This is a genomic window from Sanguibacter sp. Z1732, assembly GCF_051020515.1.
Taxonomy (GTDB): domain Bacteria; phylum Actinomycetota; class Actinomycetes; order Actinomycetales; family Beutenbergiaceae; genus CALKWS01.
The window spans coordinates 1,533,322-1,555,173 of the sequence record NZ_CP194857.1 but is presented as its reverse complement, the minus strand read 5'-3'; the positions used below and the strand labels follow the sequence as shown (position 1 = coordinate 1,555,173).

General features: G+C 70.1%; 22 protein-coding genes and 3 pseudogenes. 12 read left to right on the top strand and 13 right to left on the bottom strand.

Going from position 1 to position 21,852, the window contains the following annotated elements:
* Positions 1–216: 216 nt before the first annotated feature.
* The 4 genes and pseudogenes from ACRRRO_RS08330 to ACRRRO_RS08315 all read right to left on the bottom strand — a co-directional run.
* Positions 217–843: a TetR/AcrR family transcriptional regulator gene (locus tag ACRRRO_RS08330; RefSeq protein ID WP_424795479.1), complete on the bottom strand. Its 627-nt coding sequence runs from the start codon at positions 841–843 to the stop codon at positions 217–219.
* Between the two features lie 32 nt (positions 844–875).
* Positions 876–1,343 (bottom strand): (deoxy)nucleoside triphosphate pyrophosphohydrolase, encoded by a 468-nt coding sequence (locus tag ACRRRO_RS08325; protein WP_434081380.1) that lies wholly within the window; start codon positions 1,341–1,343, stop codon positions 876–878.
* A 136-nt stretch (positions 1,344–1,479) separates the two neighbouring features.
* On the bottom strand, positions 1,480–3,768 hold the full coding sequence (locus ACRRRO_RS08320) for a glycosyl hydrolase (protein WP_434081379.1): 2,289 nt from the start codon (positions 3,766–3,768) through the stop codon (positions 1,480–1,482).
* A 193-nt stretch (positions 3,769–3,961) separates the two neighbouring features.
* Positions 3,962–4,267 (bottom strand): annotated as a pseudogene (locus ACRRRO_RS08315) (glycosyl hydrolase); the annotation flags it as partial.
* Between the two features lie 133 nt (positions 4,268–4,400).
* Between ACRRRO_RS08315 and ACRRRO_RS08310 the strand changes: the two are divergent.
* The 3 genes from ACRRRO_RS08310 (at position 4,401) to ACRRRO_RS08300 (ending at position 6,929) form a co-directional block, all read left to right on the top strand.
* Complete coding sequence (locus ACRRRO_RS08310) at positions 4,401–5,111, top strand: dienelactone hydrolase family protein (RefSeq protein WP_424795481.1); 711 nt, start codon at positions 4,401–4,403, stop codon at positions 5,109–5,111.
* 160 nt (positions 5,112–5,271) lie between these two features.
* On the top strand, positions 5,272–5,949 hold the full coding sequence (locus ACRRRO_RS08305; RefSeq protein ID WP_434081378.1) for an LmeA family phospholipid-binding protein: 678 nt from the start codon (positions 5,272–5,274) through the stop codon (positions 5,947–5,949).
* Entirely contained in the window at positions 5,946–6,929 is a 984-nt protein-coding gene (locus ACRRRO_RS08300; protein ID WP_424795483.1) for an acetylxylan esterase, read from the top strand. The genes ACRRRO_RS08305 and ACRRRO_RS08300 overlap by 4 nt, the downstream gene beginning before the upstream one ends.
* Positions 6,930–6,976: 47 nt before the next feature.
* On the opposite strand, the gene ACRRRO_RS08295 is transcribed toward ACRRRO_RS08300, so the two are convergent.
* The 4 genes and pseudogenes from ACRRRO_RS08295 to ACRRRO_RS08280 all read right to left on the bottom strand — a co-directional run bounded on the left by ACRRRO_RS08295 (position 6,977) and on the right by ACRRRO_RS08280 (position 9,037).
* On the bottom strand, positions 6,977–7,309 hold the full coding sequence (locus ACRRRO_RS08295) for a cytochrome c oxidase assembly protein (RefSeq protein ID WP_434081569.1): 333 nt from the start codon (positions 7,307–7,309) through the stop codon (positions 6,977–6,979).
* A 38-nt stretch (positions 7,310–7,347) separates the two neighbouring features.
* Positions 7,348–8,310, bottom strand: a pseudogene (locus tag ACRRRO_RS08290) (cytochrome c oxidase assembly protein); the annotation flags it as partial.
* Entirely contained in the window at positions 8,271–8,774 is a 504-nt protein-coding gene (locus ACRRRO_RS08285) for a hypothetical protein (RefSeq protein ID WP_434081377.1), read from the bottom strand. The gene ACRRRO_RS08285 and the pseudogene ACRRRO_RS08290, both read right to left, overlap by 40 nt.
* The gene (locus ACRRRO_RS08280; protein WP_434081376.1) at positions 8,771–9,037 is read right to left on the bottom strand and encodes a hypothetical protein; all 267 of its coding nucleotides are present in this window, start codon (positions 9,035–9,037) and stop codon (positions 8,771–8,773) included. The genes ACRRRO_RS08285 and ACRRRO_RS08280 overlap by 4 nt, the downstream gene beginning before the upstream one ends.
* Positions 9,038–9,369: 332 nt before the next feature.
* Here ACRRRO_RS08280 and ACRRRO_RS08275 point away from each other — a divergent pair, with 332 nt between their 5' ends.
* The 6 genes from ACRRRO_RS08275 to ACRRRO_RS08250 are packed head-to-tail and all read left to right on the top strand — an operon-like array spanning position 9,370 to position 14,813.
* Positions 9,370–10,392 (top strand): AAA family ATPase, encoded by a 1,023-nt coding sequence (locus ACRRRO_RS08275; protein ID WP_424788737.1) that lies wholly within the window; start codon positions 9,370–9,372, stop codon positions 10,390–10,392.
* On the top strand, positions 10,389–11,291 hold the full coding sequence (locus ACRRRO_RS08270; protein ID WP_424788738.1) for a DUF58 domain-containing protein: 903 nt from the start codon (positions 10,389–10,391) through the stop codon (positions 11,289–11,291). The genes ACRRRO_RS08275 and ACRRRO_RS08270 overlap by 4 nt, the downstream gene beginning before the upstream one ends.
* A 42-nt stretch (positions 11,292–11,333) precedes the next feature.
* A complete protein-coding gene (locus ACRRRO_RS08265) occupies positions 11,334–11,777 on the top strand; it encodes a hypothetical protein (RefSeq protein ID WP_434081375.1) in 444 nt (147 codons plus the stop codon).
* Entirely contained in the window at positions 11,771–12,799 is a 1,029-nt protein-coding gene (locus tag ACRRRO_RS08260) for a vWA domain-containing protein (RefSeq protein WP_434081374.1), read from the top strand. The genes ACRRRO_RS08265 and ACRRRO_RS08260 overlap by 7 nt, the downstream gene beginning before the upstream one ends.
* Entirely contained in the window at positions 12,796–13,920 is a 1,125-nt protein-coding gene (locus ACRRRO_RS08255) for a vWA domain-containing protein (protein ID WP_424795485.1), read from the top strand. The genes ACRRRO_RS08260 and ACRRRO_RS08255 overlap by 4 nt, the downstream gene beginning before the upstream one ends.
* Positions 13,917–14,813: a hypothetical protein gene (locus ACRRRO_RS08250; RefSeq protein ID WP_424795486.1), complete on the top strand. Its 897-nt coding sequence runs from the start codon at positions 13,917–13,919 to the stop codon at positions 14,811–14,813. Before ACRRRO_RS08255 ends, ACRRRO_RS08250 begins: the two co-directional genes overlap by 4 nt.
* Positions 14,814–14,828: 15 nt before the next feature.
* On the opposite strand, the gene ACRRRO_RS08245 is transcribed toward ACRRRO_RS08250, so the two are convergent.
* Positions 14,829–15,335: a hypothetical protein gene (locus tag ACRRRO_RS08245; protein WP_434081373.1), complete on the bottom strand. Its 507-nt coding sequence runs from the start codon at positions 15,333–15,335 to the stop codon at positions 14,829–14,831.
* A complete protein-coding gene (locus ACRRRO_RS08240) occupies positions 15,332–15,784 on the bottom strand; it encodes a hypothetical protein (protein ID WP_424795488.1) in 453 nt (150 codons plus the stop codon). Before ACRRRO_RS08240 ends, ACRRRO_RS08245 begins: the two co-directional genes overlap by 4 nt.
* A 134-nt stretch (positions 15,785–15,918) precedes the next feature.
* On the opposite strand from ACRRRO_RS08240, the gene ACRRRO_RS08235 reads away from it, so the two are divergent.
* From ACRRRO_RS08235 to ACRRRO_RS08225, 3 genes are read left to right on the top strand one after another with little or no spacing between them, the layout of a single operon-like run.
* Positions 15,919–17,130, top strand: a complete 1,212-nt coding sequence (locus tag ACRRRO_RS08235) for a histidine kinase (protein WP_434081372.1) — start codon at positions 15,919–15,921, stop codon at positions 17,128–17,130.
* Positions 17,127–17,354 carry a response regulator gene (locus ACRRRO_RS08230; protein WP_434081371.1) on the top strand — a complete coding sequence of 76 codons (228 nt, stop codon included), beginning with the start codon at positions 17,127–17,129 and terminating at the stop codon, positions 17,352–17,354. Before ACRRRO_RS08235 ends, ACRRRO_RS08230 begins: the two co-directional genes overlap by 4 nt.
* A gap of 11 nt (positions 17,355–17,365) precedes the next feature.
* Positions 17,366–17,782, top strand: coding sequence for a LuxR C-terminal-related transcriptional regulator (locus ACRRRO_RS08225; RefSeq protein ID WP_434081370.1), 417 nt, complete (start codon positions 17,366–17,368; stop codon positions 17,780–17,782).
* A 42-nt stretch (positions 17,783–17,824) separates the two neighbouring features.
* On the opposite strand, the gene ACRRRO_RS08220 is transcribed toward ACRRRO_RS08225, so the two are convergent.
* From ACRRRO_RS08220 to pdhA, 3 genes and pseudogenes are all read right to left on the bottom strand, one after another.
* Positions 17,825–19,435 (bottom strand): dihydrolipoamide acetyltransferase family protein, encoded by a 1,611-nt coding sequence (locus ACRRRO_RS08220; RefSeq protein WP_424795491.1) that lies wholly within the window; start codon positions 19,433–19,435, stop codon positions 17,825–17,827.
* 39 nt (positions 19,436–19,474) lie between these two features.
* Positions 19,475–20,617 (bottom strand): alpha-ketoacid dehydrogenase subunit beta, encoded by a 1,143-nt coding sequence (locus ACRRRO_RS08215; RefSeq protein WP_424795492.1) that lies wholly within the window; start codon positions 20,615–20,617, stop codon positions 19,475–19,477.
* Positions 20,614–21,698 (bottom strand): annotated as a pseudogene (gene pdhA / locus ACRRRO_RS08210) (pyruvate dehydrogenase (acetyl-transferring) E1 component subunit alpha). The gene ACRRRO_RS08215 and the pseudogene pdhA overlap by 4 nt, the downstream one beginning before the upstream one ends.
* Positions 21,699–21,852: the final 154 nt, after the last annotated feature.

Below are 21,852 nucleotides of genomic sequence, written 5' to 3'. Positions count from 1 at the left end.
TGGGCGATCCGTTAGGATCTCCTTCCTTCGGGGAATCTCTATGCTGTTGTCGATAAGCAATGTCTAGTACCCGAACAAGGGATTAACAAGGGGTTTCGTCCACGACTTTTCTATCCCCAACTCGTGCACAGGTGCGTCCACAGCACGACCTGGGAGAACGCTGTTCATGCACAGCCCTGTGCACAGAATTTGTGGATGACGCCGGCCGGCGGGCCCTCAGACCTCGACCGGAACCTTATCGGCGGCTACCGCCTGCTCGGGCACACCGACCGCCCGCATCACGAACGCCTCGGTGGCGATGATGGCCCGCTCCCGCTCCGGCCCGGACTCGGGCACCGCGCGAGCGGAGAGGCAGGAGTTGATCAGCGGCACCACCGAGTCCAGGTCCTGCGCGGGCAGCCGCCCGGAGTCGATGCCGGCCGCGAGGATCTCGTGCAGCATGCCCTCCACCAGCACCACGTGGTCGCGCAGCCGGGTGAGCGTGTGCCGGGAGACCACGGCACGCAGCGCCGCGGGGGCCAGGTGGTAGGAGCGGCGCAGGCTGATCTGCTCCCGGACATAGACCCGCAACTGTTCCTGCGGGTCCTGCACCTGCACCAGAGCCTGGCGCAGATCGTCGAGGAACGTCTCGGTCTCGTGCTCGATGAATCCGATCAGCAACGATTCCTTGTCCGGGAAGTGGTTGTACACCGAGGTCCGTCCCACCCCGGCCTGCTGGGCGATCTCCGCCAGGCTGACAGCGTCGAAGCCGGACCGTTCCATCAGGTCCGACAGCGCGGCGAACAACTTGCCGCGCACCTTCTCGCGATGCTCCGCCAGGGAGGCTCCGATGATCTTGGGCACCCCGGCATCATGTCACATGCTGACGGCGTGGCCTATTCTGTCGCAAAACGGTGCAGAGTCGACCCACCCTCGCCGGCGATGCCGAGCCGCGACTGGATGGCCCGCACGATCGGCAGATCGGGTTCGAGCCATGCCACCGTGTGCAGCTCCCCCAGGGGGAGCCAGCGCAGATCGTCGTGATCGGCCAGCGGCGCCGGATCGCCGGTGGCGATCTGGGCGAACCACACCCGCATCCGGTGACCGTGCAGGATCGGCCAGTCGGTCCCCGCCGGGCCGGCGATCTGCTCACCCAGGTGGATCCGGATGCCGAGTTCCTCGTGCAGTTCCCGATGCACGGCGTCGTGGTCGGCCTCCCCGGGCTCGACCTTCCCCCCAGGGAACTCCCAGCGCCCGGCGAGGGTCTTGGGCGCGCTGCGCCGCGCCGCCAGCAATCGGGTGGGGTGGCGCAGATCGTCCAGAATCGCCGCTGCGGCGACCAGGGCTCGGGAGCGGTCATCCAAGCGATAGTATCGATAAGACTTTATCCACAGCCCTGATCCACAGCTGTGTGCACAGGATGTGAGTTGGCACGTCATGGCTGTGGACGGCGGCCCGGGAGGCCATCGCTCCTGACCATGGCGGGCGCGGGGCCGTAGGTCACCTACGCCGAGGCGACGCCCGCCACCGCGTTGCGAGACCGTCGCTACCGCGCGGCCAGCGGTCTACCCGTGTCGGACGACGAGTCGGGGCACCGCCCGGAGTCCGCTCACCACCGTTGTGGTGGCGTGCTGCAGGTCCTGCATCCGAAACCGCACCCCGTGGCGACGCCTGGTCGCCTCGATGCGGTCGGGCAGTCCGGTATCGGCGGCCACGGCGCGCGAGCCCACCGAGTGCACGACCAACTCGATGCGGTGTTCGGTCGCCCCTGCCCCACCCCCGTCGGGCCCGGCCGGCCCGGACGCCGCACGCAGTGCCTCGGTGATGTCGATCCGGTAGGGCGGTGCCCCACAGGTGCCCGACCGACGAGCCGTCGATGATCACCTCGGCGACCTCACCTACCGGGGTGTCGACCTCGGCGCGGAAGGACTGCGGCGGCAACCCCCGCTCGGCCAGCGCGTCGGGGTCGATGGGCTGCGTGGGTCCCAGGTCCAGTAACACCTGCGCCGTCGAAGCCGGCTCGCCGGTCCGGACATTCTCGGGGATGGTGACCACCGCCTCATAACGCAGGCTGTCCAGGTGGGCCGGTACCTCGTCGTCGCTCTCCCACACGTGCGGCAGCCGCACCGGCCGCAGCGGGCCCTCCGCGGGTCCGGCTGACCAGCCGCTGATCTCCAGCTCCTCCTCCCGGGGACGCACGCCCTGCTCACCGGGCGCCGGCCACGGTTCGTCGGCGACGCCGGTGATGAGCACCTGGGCGCCATAGGGCGCCAGTTCCACCTCGATCCAGGGCGGGGCCGCATCGGTTCGCTCGAGCGTCCGTGCGTCCAGCACGGTGCCGTGGGCCGGATCGGCCAGGGCCCAACGGGAGTAGCCGACGCGCGGCCGCAGTCCGGTGCGAAACTGGTCGGCGCCGGTGTTGACGACCAGGTAGACCTGTACCGGGCCGAGGTCGCGGTGCACCACGCCGACCACGTCGGCACCGGTGCGCACCGCACAGTCCGCCCCGATCCGCCCGACGAGCACCTCCGCCAACCGGTCGGCCGGGACCACCTCGCCGAGTTCGGCGCCGTCGGGCACGGCATGGTTCGGCACCGCGTCCCCGGTCACGGAATCTCCGCGCAGGTCCACACCGCGCGGGCTGACCCAGCGTTCAGGTGCCGGCTGCACCTGCCCGGGATCGTCGTCGATCGTCAGCACGGCCACCCCGGCGTCCCGGGCAGCCCGCAGGAACGCCCGTGCCCGCGATCCCAGGGGGCCGAGCCAGGGGACGACGACGGCGCGGAAGGTGTGCGGGTCCAGTCCCGCCAGGGCGTCGTCGTCGAGCAGGTCGAAGTCCAGCCCCGCGGTGCGGATCCGGGCCGGGATGTCACCCAGCGCACGCGCGGTGCCGCGCCACAGGTTGCACCCGTACGGCCCGCCGGTGCCCATCTCGGCGTAGATCGCCGCGGATGGGACCAGGACCGCGACGTCCGCCACCGCGCGGCCCTGGCGCAGCAGCCAACCCAGTCGGGTCAGGTACCGGCTCAGTTCCGGCATGACCGGCCACCAAGGGTTGCGATCATCGAGCGCCCCGGCGGCGTAGAACAGATTCCCCACACCGGGCGCATCCTCGGCGGAGTAGGGCCATCCGTGCATGAAGAACTGGTTCACCCCGGACAGGAAGTGCTCATGTGCCTCTCCCTTCAGATCCAGTGGGGTGGCGCGCAGCGACGGGGAGTGGATCCAGGTGAACGCCTCGGCCGAGACCACCGGGCGCGCGTACCGGTGCGCGGCGGCCGCGGCCCACCGGGTCTCGGGCAGGCCCAGCCAGCCCCAGCCCTCCCCTTCGAAGGCCCGGGCGTGGCGGTAGGAACTGATGGTGGCCGGCGGTTCCCCGTAGTTCTGGATCCGCAGGTCGACTCCGGCGTCCTGGGACCAGCGTCCCAGCACCGCGACGAAGTTCTCCTCGTACAGTTCCGACAGGGTGCGGTAGTAGTCGGCGCGGAAGGTCGCGTGGCCCGGGCCCTCGACCCGGAGCAAGTACAGGTGCGGCAACGGATCGTACCCACGGCGTCGGGTGAACTCCTCGGGCAGGTGCACGGTGAAGTCGGAGCCGTAGACCTCCAGTGAATCGCAGAACACCGCGCCGATCCGGTCCGGGCGTGCCGCCGCCAGGAGTGGGTCGGCTACGGCGCTCAGGTGTGCGCGGGTGGCTGCGGCGCTGTAGTGGTCCAGCACCGGGCCCTCGGCGCCGTTGGCTGCGCGCTTGACCTGCTGGCCGGTCAAGACCGACCAGACCAGCAGCACCGTCCTGGGCCCGGCTCCGGGTGGGATGGTTGCCGCGGCAGGCCCGATCGGTACCGGTTTCGTAACCCCCCGGTGCCGCCTCCCCGGGGGCGCCGGGGGCGAGGAAGACGGCGAGCAGTTCATCTCCGGGCCACGAGGCGCTGCGGGCGACCTGTTGGGTCGCCGGGCCGATCTCGCGTACCTCCCAGCGCAAGCCACGGGCGGCGTGTTCGGAGCCGATGTGCCCGCCTCCGTATGACCACCCGCTGCCCAGCGTGAGGTCCAGGCGCAGCCCCAGTTCGGCGGCCGTGGCGGCGGCGTAGTCCAGGTGGTCCAGGAACGCCTGGGATCCGAACTCCTCCGACTCCTCGGTGAGGGGGTAGACGAAGGAGAGTTCGGCACCGCCCAGTCCGGCCGCACGCATGGCGTGCAGTTGGCGGGCGATCCCGGACCGGTCCACCTGCGGGCCGAACCACCACCAACGCACCATCGGGCGGGCGTCATCGCAGGGTTCGGCCATACCGTCCAGCACGGATCTCAGACTTGCCATGCCCTTCACCCTGCCAGTGCTGCCGCTCTCGGCTCGCCCAGCCGCGCCGGAGCCGGAGCCGACGCGACGGCGCGCATCGCGCGGACAGGGCAGACTTGGGCACATGAGCACTGATGTCGAGCTGTTCGAGGTCCCCACCTCCGCCGGCGCGATGCCGGCCTACCGATGGTTGCCCGCGCAGGGGCAGGGCCCGGGTGTGGTGGTGGTGCAGGAGATCTTCGGTGTGAGCACCTACATCCGGCGCCGTGCCGCGGACCTGGCCGAGGCCGGTTTCGTGGTGCTGGTGCCGCAGTTGTACTGGCGGCTGCCGCGGAACGATCTGGATGAGTCCGACCCGGCGGTCCTGGAGCAGGCGATGTCGCTGGCCGGACAGCTGGAGTGGGCCGACGCTACTTCTGACACGCGTGCGGCGCTGTCGGCGCTGCGTGCCGATCCGGCGGTGAACGGCAGGGTCGGACTGCTGGGCTTCTGCTACGGCGGCGGGGTGGCCTTCCAGGTGGCGGCCGAGGACTCACCGGACGCGCTGGTCAGTTACTACGGCTCGGCGTTGCCCGGGTTGCTCGATCTGGCCGAGTCCATCACCTGCCCCAGCCTGCACCACTTCGGCACCGCTGACGCCTACATCCCGATGGAGCAGGTGGCCCTGATCCGCCGGGTCGTTACCGCCGCCCCGGTGCCGGCGCAGTTCGAGACCTATGACGGCGCCGGGCACGCCTTCGACAACCCCGCACCGGCGTTCCACCACCCTGAGGCCAGTGCGCTGGCGTGGCCGCGCACCCTGGAGTTCCTCTCCGGGCACCTGCACGCCACCTGACCGGGTTCGCCGTGAAGGACACCTATTCACGATCCGACGCCGCCTGCGCGCCCGGTGCACCAGGCCCTGCCACCCCGCGTTGCGGGCCCACGCCGCCCCCTCGAAAGCCACACTCGTGAGCGCGAGGAAGAACCCCCATCGGCCACGTGGCCCGCGCAGCGTGGTTGCGCTGCTGCTGGCCCTGGCACTGGTCGCCGCAGTGCTGTACGGCGCCGATCACCTACTACGGGCAAGGGCGGAGTCGCACCTGGCATCAGAACTTCGCCAGGCGCTGCCGGAAGTCTCCGACGATCTGCAGGTGCAGATCGACGGTGCGCTCTTCTTACCGCAGCTGATCACCGGGAGGGTCGGGTCGGCGCAGGTGAGCGCCTCCGAAATCCAGATCGACGCGTTCTCGGCCCACGACACCCACGTGTACCTGCGTGGGATACACCTGCGTGAGCCCTACCGGGTGGAGCACCTGCAGGTTGATGCCCTCGCCCCGGCCCAGACGCTGCAGGCGCTGCTCGCGGCGGCGGGAGTGCCCGACGGGGTCCGCATCGACCTGGAGGGCACCGATCTGACCGCCCGGTCGCAGTTGCTCGGGGTACCGCTCGCCGCGGTCCTCGTTCCGGAGGCCCGCGGTCGGTCCATCGCCATCACGGTGGGCACGATCGAACTGGGTGGTACCCGCATCGAGGCCGCCGACCTGCCCGACGCCATGACGGGATGGCTCAGCGACCTGGAGGTGGAACTGAGCGACCTACCCGAACCGCTGCTGCTGGACCACCTCGAGGTTCGCCCCGGCGGGGTGGCCCTGCGGGTGACCGGCACCGATGTGGCCATCGAGGATCTGTGACCGGGGCCGCGGACTTCGCAGCGTGGTTCGGCCCGGACGCCTTCGATGCCACCTATGGCTATGATCTCGCCGCGCTTCGCGGTGTGCGCCCCTGTCCGACTCCGCCGGGGTTCGCCGAGCACTGGCGCGCACGGTACCAGCGGGCCCGTGCGGTGCACGGCACGATGCGAAGGGCCGCGCTCGGCCCTGTCGGCGCCCATGAGTTGTACCGCATCGACTTTCCCGGCGCCGATGACCGGCGGCTGGGTGGCTGGCTCGCCCTGCCGCGCGACGGGCGGGTGCACCGCGGTGTGGTGCAATCGCACGGGTACGGTGGCCGGAGCGGACCCGAGCCGGGCATTCTGAGCCCGGGCACAGCGGTGTTGTGGCCGGTGGCCCGGGGGCTGCCGACGGCGAGCCTGATGCCGGACCTGCCGGCCCTGGCTGCCGAGCATGTGCTGGTCGGCATCGACTCGGTCGACTCCTACATCCTGGGAGGGTGCGCCGAGGACATCTGGTGCGCCGCCACGGCGCTGCGCGACGCCGTCGGGCAGGTGCCGTTGCACTTCGTCGGGGAGAGTTTCGGTGGTGGGATCGGGGCGTTGGCGCTGCCCTGGGATGACCGGTTCGTCTCCGGGGTGCTCCGGGTACCCAGTTTCGGTCAGTACGACCTGCGCCTGCAGATGCCGTGTACTGGCAGTGGGGAGGCGGTGCGCTCCCATGTGGCCGCACATCCCGGGGCGCGTGCGGTGCTGGCGTTCTTCGACGCCTCCACCGCGGCAACGTTCCTGGACGTGCCGATGTTGCTCGGCTGCGCGCTGTGGGACCCGGCGGTGCCGCCCCCCGGGCAGTTCGGCGTGCGCAACGCGATCGACGGCGCTGAGGAGTTCGTCTTCGACGCCGGGCACACCGAGTACCCCGGGGAAGCCGAGCAGTTGGCAGCCTGGCAGCGGCGCGTGCACGGGTTCATCGACGAGGTCGACCGGATCGCTGCGCCCTGAGCCACCAGCTCGGACCGCACCCGGCACCGTGCCCGAGCGGAGACACTTCACCGCCGGCCGCGGTCACGTCGGGCGAGCATCCGGGCGTAGGCGCGGGCCTCGGCATCGTCGAGTTCGTCATCGGGTGCCGGCACCTCCGGGCGGACCGCAGCCGGCGGAACTGCCCGCGGGCCGGCACCTCCGTCGTCGCGCGCGACGAGGGGCGGCAGCTCCTGGGAGCCGGCCCGCTGGGCCCGGGCCGCCACGGCGATGAGTGCCAGCATCGGGATCCCGCCCAGAACCCCCAGCACCAGCGCCCCAGCGCGTTGGTCGGCCAGCGCGTCCACACCCCAGGGCAGACCGAGCGCGCCGAAGTAGTCGGCGGCCAGCAACCGGTCCATCCGCGCCAGCACCACCACCCGACCGCGAGCAGTGCTGCCGCCACCAGTCCCAGTGCCACCACGTGCACCGGGGTGGGCCGCCCGCCGACGGCCTGCCGCAACGCCGGGTCGGTGGGGAGGAAGATGGTCACGAAGAGGTAGCCCAGCACGCTGAAGTGGACCAGCATGAGCACCAGCCCGATCCGGGTGGTCAGCGCGAGGTGGAACAGCCCGGTGGCGTGCAGGACCACCCACGACAGCGCCACGGTGGCGGTGGTCACCACCGGACGCGCCCAGAATCGGCCCGCACGTGAGCCGGTCAGCGCCAGCAGGTACTCGCGCGGGCCGCGGGAGTCATCCGGTCGTGGCGGCAGTGCCTGCAACGCCAGGCTCACCGGCGCACCCATCGCCCACAAGGCCGGGACCACGAAAGTGATCGTCACCAGTACCACCAGATGCGCCGAGAACATCACCTGGCCATACACGGCCGGACCTCCCATGATCACCCAACCCAGCACTGCCACCCCGGTCAGGAAGGCGCCGGTGCGTCGGCGCGGCCACGGCTGATCCGGTGCTTGCCGGGCCACCCGGCGCGCCCCGGCCAGGTACACCACCGCGAGCGCGACGACGCCGGTGGCGAGTAGCACGTCGGGGTCCGCCTGCGTCAGCCACGTTCCGATCTGCGGTGGCGGGGGCACGGGCCGCCCGGAGAGTTCCTCCGCCGGAACGGGGACGTAGGGCAGGATGTCGGGCACCGGGGTGGGGGTGACCGCCAGTGCCGCGGACACCCCGATCACCGTCCCCATCAGCAAGACCTCACCGCCGGCCAGGCGCCAGAACGCCCCGACCCGGGAAGCACCGTTGGACAGTGCAGTGACGGTGCGGCGCCGGTGCCACCAGCCCAGCGCCCCCAGGCCGGTGAACATCACGGCCTTGGCCACCAGCAAACCCCCGTAGCGGCCGGTCAGGTCGCCGGGATCGTTCAGCCGCAACCACCCGCTGGCCAACCCGGAGACACCCACCAGTACGAAGCACCACACAGCGCCACCGTGGAGTATCGGCGCACCACGTCGGCGGTGTGCTCCCCGAGAGTCCGGGCGAGCAGGCACAGCACCACCAGGCCGCCCACCCACACCGACACCGACACCAGGTGCAACCACATCGCCGAGATCGCCGTCTCGTGGTCGGCGGCCGAACCGGCGTGCCCACGCACCGACCACGGCACCAGCACCGCGAAGGCCGGGACGGCGGCTACCGCCACCCCGCGGTAGGAGGTGATGCCCACCGAGACCACCGCCGCCAAGGCAATCAGCACGGTGGCCACCAGCGAGGCGCGGCCGGCAGACAGTTCAGTGAGGTAATAGGCCAGTTCCTGCCCGAACTCCGCTCCGCCTACCGGGCGCCCGGCAGCGCGGGCGTACCGCAGCAGCACATCGGCCAGGTTCAGCACCGCCCACACCGGGGCAGCCCACGCAAGCATCGTCATCGCCCGGCGCCACGCAGGGGCCTCGCCACCCCGGTAGGGCAGCACCCCCAACAGCAGCGCACCAGCGTGCCCAGCACCACCGCCGCAGCGAGGTGATGAGCCGCTCCCAGGACCGGCCCACCCCAACGCACCCAGGCCCCGGGGTCCCCGAGAAGTTCCGCCTGCGCCGACCCGGACAGCGATAGCGCCGCCAGGGCGGCCAGGGCCGCGACCGGGACCACCGCCAGCACGAGGCGGGCCCCGGACGCCAGGGGAGTGCTCACACACCGAGCCTAATCGGCGGGCACGGACGCAGGAGCGGCCCGGTCGTGGCTGCCGTGGCCGCGGTGATGCGCACGTGGGTGACCCGCATGGCGCACCACCGCTGGTGCCATGGCAACCGGCCCGAGGCGGGCCATTCCCGTCCCCTGACCTCATTGTTGCGTCGTGCCCGGGCCGGGGTCGATGGGCAGTGCTGCCCATCACGGTCCCGCGTCACTACAGGATTCGGCTGGCATAATCGCCGTGGCGGCACCGATCGTTACCCGACCGATTTTCCGAACCGAGATCCTGTCTCGCCCCGCCGATGAGCAGCCCCGATACGTGAGTGGAGACCATGTCCAGCACCGCTGCGTCGCACCTGGCGCCGAGAACCTCCCCGATCTCCTACGACGAGACGGCGAGGGCCACCGAACTGCTCGGCCGGATCACCCGCGTGTTCGATCAGCGGATCGTGGGTCAGCAGGCGCTGCGGACCGCGCTGGTCTCGTCCTTGCTGGCCGGGGGGCACGTGCTGCTGGAGTCGGTGCCGGGCCTGGCCAAGACCACCGCGGCGCACACACTGGCGCAGGCTGTCGGGGGGTCCTTCCACCGGATCCAGTGCACCCCGGACCTGATGCCCAACGACATCGTCGGGACCCAGATCTACAACTACGCCACGGGCGAGTTCTCCACCCAGCTCGGTCCGGTGCACGCCAACCTGGTGCTGCTCGATGAGATCAACCGTTCCAGCGCCAAGACACAGTCGGCGATGCTGGAGGCCATGCAGGAGAAGCAGACCTCCATCGGCGGTGAGATCTTCCCGCTGCCCAAGCCCTTCATGGTGCTGGCCACGCAGAACCCGATCGAGGAGGAGGGCACGTACGTCCTGCCCGAGGCGCAGATGGACCGGTTCCTGATGAAGGAGGTGCTGACCTACCCGGGCCCGGATGAGGAGGTGGACATCCTGGTGCGCATCAACGACGGCTCGATGGCGGCGCCGATCACCGCCGAGCCGGTGTCGTTGGCCGACGTGGAGTTCATGCAGGCCCTGGCCGCGAAGGTGTACGTGGACACCTCGATCAAGCAGTACATCGTGGCGCTGATCAACACCACTCGCGGCGGCGGCCCGCGGCCACTGCCGAACCTGAACCAGCACGTGCGGGTGGGGGCCAGCCCTCGCGGGGGGATCGCACTCATGCGCATCGCCCAGGCCCTGGCCATCCAAGCCGGCCGCGCCTACGTGGTACCCGATGACGTCAAGGCACTGCGGCACTCCATCCTGCGGCACCGGATCGTGCGCACCTACGACGCGCTGGCGAACAACGTGGCCCCGGAGTCGCTGATCGACGCGGTGTTCGCGGCGGTGCCCAGCCCGTGACCACCCCGGCGTCCCGGACCACGTCCCGGCTGGCCAAGATCCGGGCACGCCTCGACCTGCCCACCGTCCGGCGGGCCTCGGGGCTGCTGGAGGGGCGGCACCGGTCGATCTACTCCGGGCACGGCCAGGACTTCGACGAGATGGCGTTGTACCAGTTCGGTGACGACGTCGGGGACATCGACTGGAAGGCCTCGGCATCCAACGCGATCCCGGTGATCCGCCGGTTCGTGCGCGACTCGAACCTGGCGATGGTGCTGGCCCTGGACACCGGCCGGAACATGGCAGCCACCGCGCCATCGGGCGGGCCGAAGTCGGACGTGGCGATGTTCGCGGCCGAGGTGGTCTGTTTCCTGGCCCGTGCCCGCGGCGACACCGTGGCGATGGTGGCCGGGGACTCCGAACGCATCCAGCAGATCCCGGCCCGCGGCGGCAACCTGCACATGGAGATGCTGCTGCGTCGCTACGAGGCGATGCTGGACCTGGCCTCCCCGCCCTCGGACCTGCAGCGGGTGCTGGACCGGGTGCTCACCTGGTTCCCGCGCCGGTCGCTGGTGGTGGTGATCACCGATGAGGCCCGGCCCGAACCGGACCATGAACTGTCGATCAAACGACTGCGCACCCGGCACGAGGTGATGGTCTTCCGGGTGGGGGACGCGCTGCCCACCGACGAGGTGGATCAACCCGTGCAGGACGTGGACGTGCCGCTGGAGATCCCGGAGTTCCTGCGCTCGCGGAGCGACCTGGCGGCCGAGGCGGCCCAGGCCGCGGCGCAGCGGCGCCTGGACGTGGAGGCGATGCTGCGCCGGCAGGGCGTGGAAGGGGTGACCGCGAACAGCGAGGACGAGTTGGTGGACCGGATGATCGAGTTGTTGCGGAGGCAGAAGCGTGTCCGCCGCTGACGTGATCGCCGCCGAGATCACCGCGGTGTCCATCCACGACCGGTGGACCCGTTCGCGTTCGCACCCTGGGTGCTGATCATCGGAATCGCGCTACTGGTGCTGATCGCGGCCTGGTACGTGTTCGTGTTCCGGTACACCCGCGAGCGTCCGGCCACCACGGAACGCCGTGGCCGCCGCGATCAGTGGGCCTCGCTGCGCAGCACCACGCTGGAGGAGGTCGACGCCGCCGAGGAACGCTACCGCGAGGGTGAGACGGACCTGCGCAGCCTGCACCTGGACCTGAACCACATCCTGCGCACTTTCGCCAACGGCCGGCTGCGGATGGACACCAGTTCCCTGACCGTGAGCGAACTGGCCCGGCTGGAGGGCACCGACCGGCTCACCGACCTGCTCAGTGACTACGAGGAGCCGGCCTTCGCGATCGACTCCGACGCCGAGGCGCTGTCCGCCACGAACGACGCGCGGGCGGTGATCTCCGAGTGGTGACGATGCACCCGTGGGCGATCGCAGCCGTTGTGCTCGCCGTGGTGATCCTGGGGATCCTGGGCTGGTTCGCCCGGCGTCGCCCCACCGAGCACCAGGACGTGCGCTGGGTGGCCAACGCCGGTTACCTGACCACGTTGCGCTCCTACCGGTCCCGGCTCAGCCGCTACCGCACCGCGCTGGGGTTCATGGGGGTGCTGCTGCTGGGCGCCACGGTGCTGACCGGGGTCCTGGCCGCGCGCCCGGTCGAACGGGACCTGCGCGCGGAGGAGATGGCCTACCGCGACATCGTGCTGTGCCTGGACGTGTCCGGTTCGATGATCGAGTACGACACCGAGATCGCCGAGAAGTTCCTGACCATGCTGCCGGAGTTCGATGGGGAGCGGATCGCGCTGTCGATCTGGAACTCCACCTCCCGCACCGTGTTCCCCCTCACCGATGACTACGACCTGGTCGAGGCCGAACTGACCGAGGCCGCCGAGGCGCTGGACTTCGACATCTACTCCCCCGTGGACAACCTGAACTCCGCCAAGGTGGACCGGCTGATCCGGTTCATCACCGGCACCGAGGGCGGCAGCGGAGATGCCTCCTCCCTGATCGGTGACGGCCTGGCCAGTTGCGCCCTGAACTTCGATGAGGCCGACACCGAGCGTTCCCGCACCATCATCCTCGCCGGGGACAACGAGGTGTTCGGTGAGGGCGTGTTCAGCCTGGACGAGGCCGTGGACATGGTGAACGAACGCGACATCAGCCTGCACGGGATCTACGCCCCCACCAACAATCCACGGCAGGCCGAGGAGGAGGCCGAGTACCGCGATGCGGTCGAACGCCACGGCGGGTTGTTCCACCACGTCGACGACCCGGATGCGGTGCCGCAGATCATCGATGAGATCTCCGCCCAGCAGGCGGTGGACCTGGACGCGACCCCCGAGGTGATCGTCACCGACACCCCGGAGCGCTACTTCAGCATCCTGGTGGTCCTGTTGGTGCTCTACCAACTGGGCGTGTGGAGGTTGCGCTCATGACGCTGCGGATGATGTGGCCGCTGTGGGTCACCGCGATCGTATTCGCCCCGCTGCTGGCGCTGACGATCTGGCAGTCGGTGCGTGGCCGCGGGCAGCGCCGGTTGCACTGGCTGCGCCGGTGCGGGATGGTCCTGGCCCTGATCGCGATCGCACTGACCCCTGCGGTACCCAGCAGCCAGAGCACCCAGGTGAGTTCGAACGCCGAGTTGTTCTTCGTCGTGGACCGCACCGGCTCTATGGCTGCGGAGGACTACAACGGCACCCAGCCCCGCCTGGAGGGTGTGCGCCACGACCTGGTGGCCCTGACCGAGGCGATGCCCGGTGCGCGTTACACGATCATCGGGTTCGACTCCCAGGCCACCCGGCAGTTGCCGCTGACCACCGACTCCCGGGCGGTGCGGTCCTGGGCGGACACAGTGAATCAGGAGATCACGACATACTCGGCAGGCTCGGCGATCGACCGGCCGCTGGAGGCGCTCGGGGAGTCCCTGAGTGCCGCGGCAGAACGCAACCCGGCGAACGTGCGGCTGGTGTTCTTCTTCTCCGACGGCGAGAACACCAACGAGGCCGAGGGCGGTGAGGTCGACTCCTACGCCCCACTGGCGGAGTTGGTCGACGGCGGTGCGGTGCTGGGATACGGCACTCCGCAGGGCGGAAACATGCGCTCCTACGACGGTACCGCCAACTCCGGGCCGGGCACCGATGCGCCCTACATCATGGACCCGGCCACCGGGGAGCCCGCGGTCTCGGTGATCGATGAGGGCCAGTTGCGCACCGTGGCTGCGGACCTGGGATTGGCCTACGACCACCGGATCAGCCCGGACGGTGTGGACCACCTGGTCTCGGGCATCGATGTGGACGAGATCGCCGAGGACGGGCGGCGCGACGTACGCCACTACGCCGACGTCTACTGGCCCGCGGCCGCGGTGCTGGCCCTGCTGCTGGCCTGGGAGGCGTGGGAGCTGACCCGGGAGATGCCCAGGAACCGGCGCGGTCACGACGGGGCGGAGCGGGACCGGCGTCGCTCCGGCTCGGGCTCGGGTCCGGGATCCGGCTCGGGTTCCGGTGCGGATACTGGTTCGAGTGCCGGCGACGGCGCCAGGAAGGTGGGCGCACTATGAGTACGCAGATCCTGCCACCCCCCGGTGAGTTCAAGACCACCGAGGAGATCCGGGACGCGCGCTTCGCCGAGACGTTGCGTCGCCGGCGGCGCCTGCTGCTCTGGTGGTCCGCACCGGTGGTGATGCTGGCGTTCCTGGTGGCGTTGAAGTTCCTCTCCGCGGTGGTCATCAACACCGCCGGGATCAGCGCTTACGACAACGAGAACCACAACACCGCAGCCACCCGGTTCGGCCATCTGGAGTTCTTCAACGTGGTGGAGCCGTGGAAGCCCTACTTCAACGCCGGCACCGCGGTGTACTCCGCCGGGGACTTCTTCGGCGCCACCGTGCCGCTGGGCATGGCCCTGGATCTGGTGCCCAAGGCGCCCGAGGAGGAATCACGCGGGGAACTGGAGTGCGCGGTGCGCACCAACTACTCGCTGTCCTTGGAGGGCCTGGGCGATGAGGCCCTGCTGGCTGAGGACCCCGGCACCGCGCTGGACTACTACGAGCAGGCGCAGGAGATGCTGGCCGATTGCGTCGACGGCGGCGGCGGGGGTGAGGAGGCCGAGGAGGCCGACGAGCGTCAACAGGAGAGCCAGGACCAGGCCGAGGAGCAGCAGGAGCAACAGCAGCAGGACCAGCAGGACAGCGGTCAGGGGGAGCAGGAACAGGAAACCCCCGAGGGCGGTGAGGACGAGGATCCCACCGAGACCGACGAGGGTGAGAACGGGGACCCGACGGAAACCGAGACCGACAACGGAGACAACGGGGACCCGACCGAGACCGAGGCGGAGGAGCCGGGCGACCCGCGCGAGGAGGAACTGGAGGAGCGCAACCGCCAGGCGCAGCGGGACCGTGAGGAGCAGGAGCAGCAGGAAAGCGGCGGCGACGGCTCCGGCCAGAACTGGTGAGGGAACCGGATTCGCCTACCCGGCGGTGAGCCGGCGGCGAGACAGCGTGAGGAAACCGGCCCCCGCCAGGATCGCGGTGATCAGTGACGCCACCAGCCGCACCCAGTGCCCGAGCACGAACTCCTGGGCGATCTGCTCCAGGTAGGACACCGAGTGCACCTGCGCACCTTCCTCGAACATGATGACGTTGCGCGGCCAGGCGAACAGTACCGAGAACAGGGCGTTGCCCAGGCCGAAGGCGGCCAGGCTGGAAGCGAGCAAGTACCGCACCGCCCTGGTGCGCCAGACCAGGACCAGGGCAATGAGGCCGACGAGGATGGTCGCCGCCCCGAACGGGGGGAAGAGCAGCCCGGGATCGGTGACCTGCATGAACTCCATCGTGGCCTCGAACGAACGCGGGATGTCGGCGAACACGTTCGGGTAGACAAGGAGAGTCTCGGCCACCAGGCCACCGAAGAGCATGATCTGCAGCCAGGTATAGGTCAGGACTGCGACGAAGGAGACACACTCGGCGTTTTTCATCGCCGCACCCCCATCCGACGCAGACCCAGCGCGATGCCCCCGGCGATCGCCCCCCAGAGGGCATTGGTGATCAGCATCGGTCCGATCGCCAGCGGATTGGCCAGCGGGCCCTGGAACTCACCGAGCAGGATCGGGGAGAGGATGGCGGACAGGATCATGCTCATCAGTGCGTAACTGAGGGCCGCGAGAATCACCGTCACGAAGGGACGCTCGACACCGGCGAGGAGTACCGCGGCGACCCACACCGCCGTAATCGCGGCCGTGACGGCCAGCACCGGTAGCGGCCCGGACGGAACAGGACCACCGATCACACCGGTGATGTGCAGCAGCGGCCGGGTCAGGGCGACCGCGCCCAGGAGCAGGATCAGGGGCCAGTGCAGCCGCTGCGCCCGGGACGGTGATGCCGTGGCTTGGTTCTCGGGGGGCGAAGGCGAGTCGATGTGTCTCATATCCGCAACGCTAGGAACCTCCTTCCCGGGGCCGCATCCGCCCAGCGTCGCGGTTCGATGTCGCAGGGCGGCGACTGCCGGCGTCGCCCGGCGGCGACTTCACCGCCGACGTCCTGCCTGCCTACACTAAAGCGATGTTCCCGACGCGCGCTGCGCAGGTGGACGCCCGCTATTCGGCGGTGCAGGGCTGGCTGCTCGATACGGTGCTGGCCATCTCCTTGTTCGCCACCCTGGCCGCCATGATCAGCGCGAACCTGGGCAGCGACCGCGGTCCCCAGGTGGTGCCCTACCTGTGGGCGCTGATGCTCGGCTCGTTGATGCTAGTGCGCCGGCGCCGGCCGCTGGTGGTCCTGGGCATCACGGTCCTCAGCCTGTTCATCTACTACGCCGCCGGCTACCCGGTCGTCGGCCTCAGTGTTCCGGCGGTCGCAGCGCTGTTCTCGGCCGCCGAGTTCGGCAGGGGGTGGTGGGCCATCGGCGCGGCCGGCCTGCTGCTCGTGGTCGGCTACGGTGTGCGGCTGGCCGAAGGGCAGGACGTGGCGTTGCTGCTGGTCGGCTATGAACTCGCCAACGATGTGCTGCTGATGGCCGCAGCGATCGCACTGGGCACCGGTCTACGGCTGCGCAACCAGTTGCGGGAGAACTCCGCCCGGCTGCTGTGGGCCACCGAGGAGCGTGAGCGCGCCCTGGCGCAGGCCGCCATCACCACCGAGCGCGCGGATATCGCACGGGAACTGCACGACTCCCTGGGTCACCAGGGCACGGTGATCTCGATGCACACCAACATCGCGCGGGAGTCCATGGTCACGCACCCGGAGACCGCCCGCGACGCTCTGGAGGTGGTGCAGAAGACCAACGGGGCGATGATGAGCGAACTGCGCCGTACGGTGCGCACCTTGCAGCGGCGGGAACCGAGCCCCGCGCCGGCGACACTCGTCGATCTGCAGCGCTCGCTGCTGGCTCACCTGCCGATCGACGTCGACACTGAGATCACCCTGCCCGGCGAGCTCCCGCGGCACCTGGAGGCCACCGCCTACCGGATCATCCAGGAATCCCTGACGAACGTGGTCAAGCACTCGGAGGCCGATGCCGCCCGGATAGCGGTCACCACCGGAGACGGGCAGGTACGGATCGTCATCTGCGACTCCGGGCCGTCGCGTCGGGCCGACACCGGCGCGGGCGGGCCCGGCTACGGAATCCGGGGTATGCGGGAACGGGCCGTGAACGTCGGCGGGCACCTCACGGCACAGCAGGAGGACAACGGGTTCGTGGTCCGGGCTCACCTGCCGCTCGACTACCCTCCCACCCGGCCGGACCCGGACGGCCGGGTCGGAGGGACCCGATGATCTCTGTACTGCTGGCTGATGACCAGGAACTGGTCCGCACGGGTCTGCGCACCCTCCTGAGCCTCGACCCGCGGATCGAGGTGGTGGCCGAGACCGGCGACGGGCACAGCGCGATCCGGGCGGTCCATCGCCACCGACCCGACGTGGTCCTGATGGACCTGCAGATGCCGGCGATGAACGGCATCGAGGCCACCCGCACACCATCTGCGCCGACCCGGAACTGAGCAGCACCCGGGTGCTCATCCTGACCACTTTCGATGACGACGAGGACATTCTCGCCGCCGTCCGCGTCGGGGCCGCCGGGTACCTGCTCAAGGACACATCCTCCGCAGACCTGCGCCGCGCGGTGCACGCGGTCGCCCAGGGGGAGAACCTGCTCTCCCCGCAGGTCACCCGCAAGGTGATGGCGCACATCGCGGCCACGCCGGGCCCCGCCGCCGACCAGGTGGACCTGTCCAGCCTGACCGAGCGGGAGGTCGAGGTACTCACCAAGATCGCCCACGGCCGGACCAACCGCGAGATCGCCGCTGACCTCTACCTCAGTCACGCCACCGCCCGGACCTACGTCAGCCGGATCCTGACCAAGTTGGATGCCCGCGACCGTACCGAACTGGCGATCCTCGCTCACCGAGCCGGGCTCTACGACGACTGAGATCGGCACCGATGAGCACGCAGCCGCTCCTCGTCGGTCCGCTCAGCCCCAGACGAGACCCTGCGTCGGGTCCGCCATCACCCGGGCAACATCGGCCAGGACGCGCGAACCCAGTTCACCGTCCACCAGGCGGTGGTCGAACGACAACGCCAACTGCGTCACCCAGCGGGCCTTGAGCTTGCCCTTGTGCACCCAGGGGCGCTGACCGATCGCGCCGAAGGCCAGGATCGCCGACTCCCCCGGGTTCAGGATCGGGGTTCCGGTGTCGATGCCGAAGACACCCACGTTGGTGATGGTCACCGTGCCGTCGCTCATCGCCTGCGGGGTGGTCTTCCCGGCCCGGGCGGTGCCGGTGAGGTCACCGATCGCCACCGCCAGCTCGTGCAGGTTCATCCGGTGGGCGTCCTTGATGTTGGGCACCACCAGCCCGCGCGGTGTGGCCGCGGCGATGCCGAGGTTGATGTAGTGCTTGTAGACGATCTCCTGGGCCTGCTCGTCCCAGGCGGCGCTGATCGCGGGGTTGCGCTGGATCGCCAGGATCAGTGCCTTGGCAGCGATGAGCAGCGGTGTTACCCGGACGCCGTCGAACTCTGCGTCGGCGCGCAGCCGTTCCACGAGTTTCATCGTCTTGGTCACGTCCACGGTGGTGAACACCGTCACGTGCGGGGCGGTGAACGCTGAGGTCACCATCGCCTCGGCGGTGCGCCGGCGCACGCTGCGTACCGGCACGCGGGACTGGCGGCCGTCCTCGGAGACAGTGCTCCCATCCAGCCAGGGCTGGTCATCGCCGGGATAGGTGGCCAGGCTCCGTGCCTCCTCCTGAGCCTGGGCGGCCACGACGTCCTCGCGCGTGATGATTCCGCCCGGGCCGGTGCCCGGGACCCGGGCCAGGTCGATCCCCAAGTCCTTGGCGAGTTTGCGCACCGGCGGTTTCGCCAGCACGTGGCCGGTCTGCTCACCGCCCGCGGCGCTCGGTCCCGGGAGACCGGCGCCGGCCCCCGTGAAGCCGGACGAACGCCCCTGAGACCGGTCCGGCGCGCGGCTGGCCTGGTCGCGCTTGACCGGTCTCGCGGGAGTGGGAGTGGAGGCGGGGGGAGTGGTGGGAGTGGAGGTGGGGGTCGCGCGGCGGCGACGGCGGGTGCGCACGCCTTTGGTGCCGTAACCCACCAGGACGTCGCCGCTGGGCTCCTCGGTGCCGCTGGCGTCCGGTCCGCCGGAGTCCGTGTCCTGGCCGGCCCCCTGGCCGGAGGCCGCGTCCTCGCCGGCCCCAGCGTTCGTGCCGGTGTCCTCGCCGGGCGCAGCGGCTGCGTCGGTAGCCTCGCCGACCCCCCGGCTCGAGCGAGCGTCGTCACCAGACGCGGCGCCTTCTTGCTGGGCACCGCCGTCGTCGGAAGCCGCCTCCCCGTCCGGGTCGGTGTCGATCACGATGATCGCGGCGCCGACCTCCACGGTCTGCCCCACCTCCACCAGCAACTCGCTGACCACGCCGGTGTAGGGGCAGGGCAGATCGACCAGCGACTTGGCGGTCTCGATCTCCACGATGTCCTGGTTGACCTGAACACGGTCACCGGCGGCGACCTTCCACTCCACGATGTCGGCCTCGGTCAGGCCTTCACCGACGTCGGGGAGGGCGAATGTCACGTACTGGGGCATCGGGGCTCCTGGTTCGGTGTGCAGGTTCAGCGTTCAGGTTCAGTGGCTCAGGGAGTCGTCGATGGCGTGCATGACGCGGTCGAGGTCGGGCAGGTAGTCCTCCTCGAGGTTGGCCACCGGGTAGGGGGTGTGGAAACCACCGACCCGCAGCACCGGCGCCTGCAGGTGGTAGAAGCACTCGGCCGAGATGCTCGCGGCCAGTTCGGCCCCTGCCCCGAAGTAGGTCGGGGCCTCGTGGACCACCACCAGGCGCCCGGTCTTGCGCACACTTGTGGCCACGGTGTCGATGTCCAGTGGGGAGACCGAGCGCAGATCGATCACCTCGGCGCTGGTGCCCTCCTCCTGCGCCGCCTGGGCGGCGGCCACGATGGTGCGCATCGTCGGCCCGTACCCGGCCAGGGTGATGTCGGTGCCCTCGCGTACCACGGTGGCGTTCTGGATGGCGCCCGGGTCGAAGACCGACGGCGGCTGCTCGTCCTGCGCGGAGTGCGCACCCGGGCCGGACTGCTCGGTGCCGAGGTCCTGGCCGCCCGGGCCGGACTGCTCGGTGCCGACGTCCTGGCCGCCCGGGCCGGTCCGGCCCGGTGGACGCACGCGCACCGGGCCCTTCTCCCAGTACCGTGCCTTGGGTTCGAAGAAGATCACCGGGTCGGGGCAGGCGATCGCGTCCTGGATCATGGCGTAGGCGTCCCCGGCCGTTGCCGGGCTGATCACCCGCAGCCCGGGAGTGTGGGCGAACAGTGCCTCCGGCGATTCGCTGTGGTGTTCCACCGCCCCGATCCCGCCGCCATAGGGGATCCGGATCACCACCGGCACCTGCACGGCGCCACGGGAGCGGTAGGACATCTTGGCCAACTGGGTGGTGATCTGGTCGAAGGCGGGGAAGACGAACCCGTCGAACTGGATCTCGACCACCGGTCGGTAGCCGGCCATCGCCATCCCGATCGCGGTCCCCACGATGCCGGACTCGGCCAACGGGGTATCGACCACCCGGCTGGCGCCGAAGTCCTTCAACAACCCGTCGGTCACCCGGAACACCCCGCCCAGGGCGCCGATGTCCTCCCCCATCAGCAGCACCTTCGGGTCGCGCTCCAAGGCATGACGCAGGCCGAGGTTGATCGCCCTGGCCAGCGGGAGCTGCTCGGTGCCCGCAGCCGGCGGGGACGTGGGTCCGGTACTCATTGACCCTCCTCGAATCCGGCCTGGTAGGTGTCGAACCACTCCCGGTCGGCGGTGACCAGGTGGTGCTCGGTCGCGTAGACGTGCTCGAACATCGCGCTGGGCGGCGGTGGAGCGAGGGATCGGCAGTAGTCCCGCAACCGCTCTCCCAGTTCCTCGGCCTCCCGGTCCAGTTCGGTGAAGAAGTCCGAACCGATGCCCTCAGCCTCCAGCAGGAGGCGGAGCCGGTCGATCGGGTCGCGGCTGCGCCACAGGTCCTCCTCGGCGCGGCTGCGGTAGCGCGTGGGATCGTCGGAGGTGGTGTGGGCGCCCATCCGGTAGGTGACCGCCTCAATCATCGTGGGCCCGCCACCTGCTCTGGCCCGGCGCAGCGCCTCGAGGGTGACGGCGTGGCATGCCAGCACATCGTTACCGTCCACGCGCACCGAGGGGATGCCCACGCCGGTGGCCCGCTGGGCCAGTGGCACCGTGGACTGGCGGGTGGCCGGCTCGGAGATCGCCCACTGGTTGTTCTGGCAGAAGAACACCACCGGGGCATCGTTGACGGCGGCGAAGACCATCGCCTCGTACACATCGCCCTGGGAGGTCGCGCCGTCGCCGAAGTAGGCGACCGCGGCCCGGTCGCGGTCCGGATCCCCGGTGCCCACGTCCCCGTCGCGCTGCATCGCCATCGCATAGCCGGTGGCGTGCAGGGTGTGCGAGCCGATCACCAGCGTGTGTAGAGGTGGAAGTTGTGCCGGGCCGGATCCCAGCCGCCGTGGTCCTGGCCCCGGAACAGGTGCAGCAGCTCGGTCAGATCCAGTCCGCGGGTGTAGGCCACCCCGTGCTCGCGGTAGGAGGGGAAGGCGTAATCGCGTGGGTTCATCGCCCGACCGGACCCGATCTGCGCGGCCTCCTGGCCGAGCGAGGGCGGCCACAGGCCGAGTTCGCCCTGTCGCTGCAGCGAGGTGGCCTCGGCATCGAAGCGCCGCGCCAGCACCATGTCCCGGTACAGGCCGGCGAGCGCGTCGGTGTCGAGGTGCTCCACCAGGGGGTCGTAGCGGTGGTCGGACACGCGCTCCCCGGTTGGGGTGAGCAGTTGCACGGTGTGCGCGGAGGCATCGAGGTTGCCGGCGCCGCCGAAGGCGTCCTCGGTGTGATGGGGTACCGGTGCCGGAGAGGTCTCACTGCTGGCGACCACAGGTTCTCCTTGATCGAGGACTAACTGTTGTACACACACCCCGGGGCGCCTGGGTGTG

What these genes read in the sequence shown, in the direction of transcription:
- ACRRRO_RS08285 (WP_434081377.1), bottom strand. Translation starts at nt 8,774, where the DNA reads ATGACGATGCTTGCGTGGGCTGCCCCGGTGTGGGCGGTGCTGAACCTG.
- ACRRRO_RS08245 (WP_434081373.1), bottom strand. Translation starts at nt 15,335, where the DNA reads ATGAAAAACGCCGAGTGTGTCTCCTTCGTCGCAGTCCTGACCTATACC.
- ACRRRO_RS08295 (WP_434081569.1), bottom strand. Translation starts at nt 7,309, where the DNA reads ATGGACCGGTTGCTGGCCGCCGACTACTTCGGCGCGCTCGGTCTGCCC.
- ACRRRO_RS08275 (WP_424788737.1), top strand. Translation starts at nt 9,370, where the DNA reads ATGTCCAGCACCGCTGCGTCGCACCTGGCGCCGAGAACCTCCCCGATC.
- ACRRRO_RS08215 (WP_424795492.1), bottom strand. Translation starts at nt 20,617, where the DNA reads ATGAGTACCGGACCCACGTCCCCGCCGGCTGCGGGCACCGAGCAGCTC.
- ACRRRO_RS08220 (WP_424795491.1), bottom strand. Translation starts at nt 19,435, where the DNA reads ATGCCCCAGTACGTGACATTCGCCCTCCCCGACGTCGGTGAAGGCCTG.
- ACRRRO_RS08235 (WP_434081372.1), top strand. Translation starts at nt 15,919, where the DNA reads ATGTTCCCGACGCGCGCTGCGCAGGTGGACGCCCGCTATTCGGCGGTG.
- ACRRRO_RS08230 (WP_434081371.1), top strand. Translation starts at nt 17,127, where the DNA reads ATGATCTCTGTACTGCTGGCTGATGACCAGGAACTGGTCCGCACGGGT.
- ACRRRO_RS08310 (WP_424795481.1), top strand. Translation starts at nt 4,401, where the DNA reads ATGAGCACTGATGTCGAGCTGTTCGAGGTCCCCACCTCCGCCGGCGCG.
- ACRRRO_RS08240 (WP_424795488.1), bottom strand. Translation starts at nt 15,784, where the DNA reads ATGAGACACATCGACTCGCCTTCGCCCCCCGAGAACCAAGCCACGGCA.
- ACRRRO_RS08250 (WP_424795486.1), top strand. Translation starts at nt 13,917, where the DNA reads ATGAGTACGCAGATCCTGCCACCCCCCGGTGAGTTCAAGACCACCGAG.
- ACRRRO_RS08255 (WP_424795485.1), top strand. Translation starts at nt 12,796, where the DNA reads ATGACGCTGCGGATGATGTGGCCGCTGTGGGTCACCGCGATCGTATTC.